Here is a 2,862-nt window from a genome sequence, read left to right as displayed (position 1 = left end):
GCTCATGCTTTTCAATTCTGCAAATTTTTGTAAGTTAGCAGTATTGAAAAAGCATTCGCTACGTTTGTTCTTTCTTGAACTTTCAGTTCTCCGAAAGCCCGCACTTCGCCAATACTTTTTCCGTTAGCGGAAATGTTAAACAAACTCACGTATGAAAGCAAATTTTATAATATTGCTAATTTTATTTTCATCTTTTTTTAAAGCTCAAGAATTTAAAATAATTACTTTAAAGGATTCAATACCCCAAAATAAAGACTACCAAATATTTGAATTCATTAATGATAAAACACCAACAGAAAACTTGAAATTTGTAGCAACAATAAGTTGCGAAGGAGATGAATCTTCTTTTTCAAACATTTTTGAAATCGCAAAATTTCAATCACAAAATTTGGGTGCAAACTCTTTCAAATATATTAAGAAAGAAGAAAATGGAGATTTACTAAAGATCTATTTGGATATTTATTCGTCTGATGAGCAAAATTTAATTCAAAATAGAAAAAACGAAGAAGAAAATAAAATTTATATTTTCGGAAGCGATAATTTGAAGGAAAAAAAGAAACGCAACTATAAACTAAATGGTAAATTAAAAACACTTCCGATTAATGGATTTGAGACAATAAATTATGATTTAGGTTCTACATTAAAAATTGCTAAAAAGGATTTTATGTCACAACCTGCAATTTTTAAAGCAACGAAAAATTTTAAATCATTTTTTCTAAATACAGATGGTTGGGGAAGAAATGAAAGTCAAGAAGGAGTGAAAGATTATGGAATTGTTTCTGTCGTAACTTATGAACTATTTTATAAGTTCGACAAAAATTTAGGATATACTTTATTAAAAATTAAAGAATAATAAACACTTCCGCTAACATTGTATTGGCAAAATGCGGGATTTAGGGAAGAATTGAAAAGCAGAAAAAATAATCCGCTCATGCTTTTCAATTCCACTTTTTTTTCTTATTTTAGTGTACTTGAAAAAGCATTCGCTACGTTTGGTCGTTCTTGAACTTTTAGTTCTTCGAAAGCCCGCACTTCGCCAATACTTTTTCGTTAGCTGTAATTTTATAAAAAACCACGAATAAATGAAGCAACTATTTTATTTTTCGATTATTCTCTTGTTAATGAATTGCAGTAAAAAAAGCGAAGAAAATAGTAAATCGCAAAATTATCTAAAAGAAAATATTTTTATACTTTCGAGCTACGAAAAGCATTTTGATAGTCTTGAAAATGTATATTCTAAAACTGATTCAATACAAATACTAAAGTTTGATGAGGATAAATATTTCAATCCAAATTATTCAATGGGAGCAATCCATTTTTTAATAGTAGACCAAAAAGAATCATATTACATCATTAATGATTTATCGCCATTTTTGAAAAATTGGTGTGGATGGGAGAATACGGATAAAAAATCCATTAGTAATGATTCAATTTTGCTTATTAAAAGAAATATTGAAAAAATAAATCACGCAAAGCTCATAAATAATAATGAAATAATTAAAATTTTGACAAAATATAAAGATTCTATTATTCACACATACAATTCTTATCCTTTAACCATAAGTTTTGCTTTTAGAAATGACACATTAAAGGGTTCGACAATGTTTAATACGATAAATTATATGGAAAGTAATGGTATGAACTTGTATTTTATGAGAAAAATGAATATTGAAGAATTAAATAAAGTGAAAAAATAAAAACTACAGCTAACATTGTATTGGCGAAATGCGGGGTGAAGTACAAAGTTGAAAGATTTGAAAAATTTATCCGCCGCTGCTTTTCAATTCCACTTTTTTTCTTAATTTAGTGCAATAGAAAAAGCATCGGCTCCGTTTGGTCGAAAATTGAACATTCGTTCATTTTTAGCCCGCACTTCGCCAATACTTTTTCCGTTACCTGCAATGCTACAAAAACCGTTTAACAATGAAATTTTCGAAACTTTTGATAATTATGGGATTTTTAAATTCACTTTTTGGTTGTGGTCAAACCAAATTAAATAATTCAGAAATAAATCTGATAAATTCAATTGGCTATGAAAAACAATTTGCCGAAGAAATTAAGAATGAAGCAAAAAATACTATTGTGCAAATTCCAAAAATAAATGAATATGGAGAAGTTTTAAATGAAAAAGACAATGGACTTTCCACGAAAATAGAAGACGAAAATAAAGCGTTCAACTTTATTTCTTCAAACAAAGAAAAATATAAACAAAAAGGATATAATTTATTTTTGTTTGAAGATGATAACTCGCAAAAATTTCTAACAATAGTTAAGAATAAAACAGATTTCCAAATTTTAGAATGGAGACAAACTAATGGAGTAAATCACGATATTGACAATCAAAAAATAATTTCAAAACTAACTGAATGGAAAAACAAACATGATTTCATTCTTTTAGGATGTGGAATGGATTGGTTGCAAGTGAAATTTACTGCTAAAACACCCAATTTTAACGAGTTCTCAAAAGAAATTTATGAATTTTGTCCAGATGTTGTCGATCAAGGAACAGGTGATTTAGAAAAATTAACTGAGGAAATGCAAAAAATTAACGGAATATATCTTTGGTGGGACTAAAAAAAGCACTGCAGGTAACATTGTATTGGCAAAATGCGGGAGGAAGTGCAAAATTGAAAAGCAGAAAAAATAATACGCTCATGCTTTTCAATTCTGCAATTTTTTGTAAGTTAGTAGTATTGAAAAAGCATTCGCTACGTTTGGTCTTTCTTGAATTTTTCGTTCTTCGAAAGCCCGCACTTCGCCAATACTTTTTCCGTTATGTGCAATTCTCCCAAAACCACGCAATGAAAGTTAACACAGAAGATTTAGTGAAAATTTGTGATAATTATCTCTCTGATAAAATTA

Annotated in this window: 4 protein-coding genes; all 4 read left to right on the top strand. The window is 28.5% G+C overall.

Annotated elements, in window-relative coordinates; translation table 11 throughout:
- Positions 1–151: 151 nt before the first annotated feature.
- Positions 152–853 (top strand): hypothetical protein, encoded by a 702-nt coding sequence (locus tag ACVFVN_RS14570; protein WP_456235847.1) that lies wholly within the window; start codon positions 152–154, stop codon positions 851–853.
- A gap of 229 nt (positions 854–1,082) precedes the next feature.
- Positions 1,083–1,697, top strand: coding sequence for a hypothetical protein (locus ACVFVN_RS14565; protein WP_456235846.1), 615 nt, complete (start codon positions 1,083–1,085; stop codon positions 1,695–1,697).
- Between the two features lie 226 nt (positions 1,698–1,923).
- Entirely contained in the window at positions 1,924–2,574 is a 651-nt protein-coding gene (locus ACVFVN_RS14560) for a DUF4253 domain-containing protein (RefSeq protein ID WP_456235845.1), read from the top strand.
- Positions 2,565–2,862 (top strand): hypothetical protein (locus ACVFVN_RS14555; protein WP_456235844.1); only part of this gene is annotated, 298 nt, incomplete at its 3' end. The genes ACVFVN_RS14560 and ACVFVN_RS14555, both read left to right, overlap by 10 nt.

Source organism: Soonwooa purpurea, assembly GCF_053891095.1.
The sequence above is the reverse complement of the archived record's forward strand: the minus strand, read 5'-3'. Positions and strand labels throughout refer to the sequence as shown.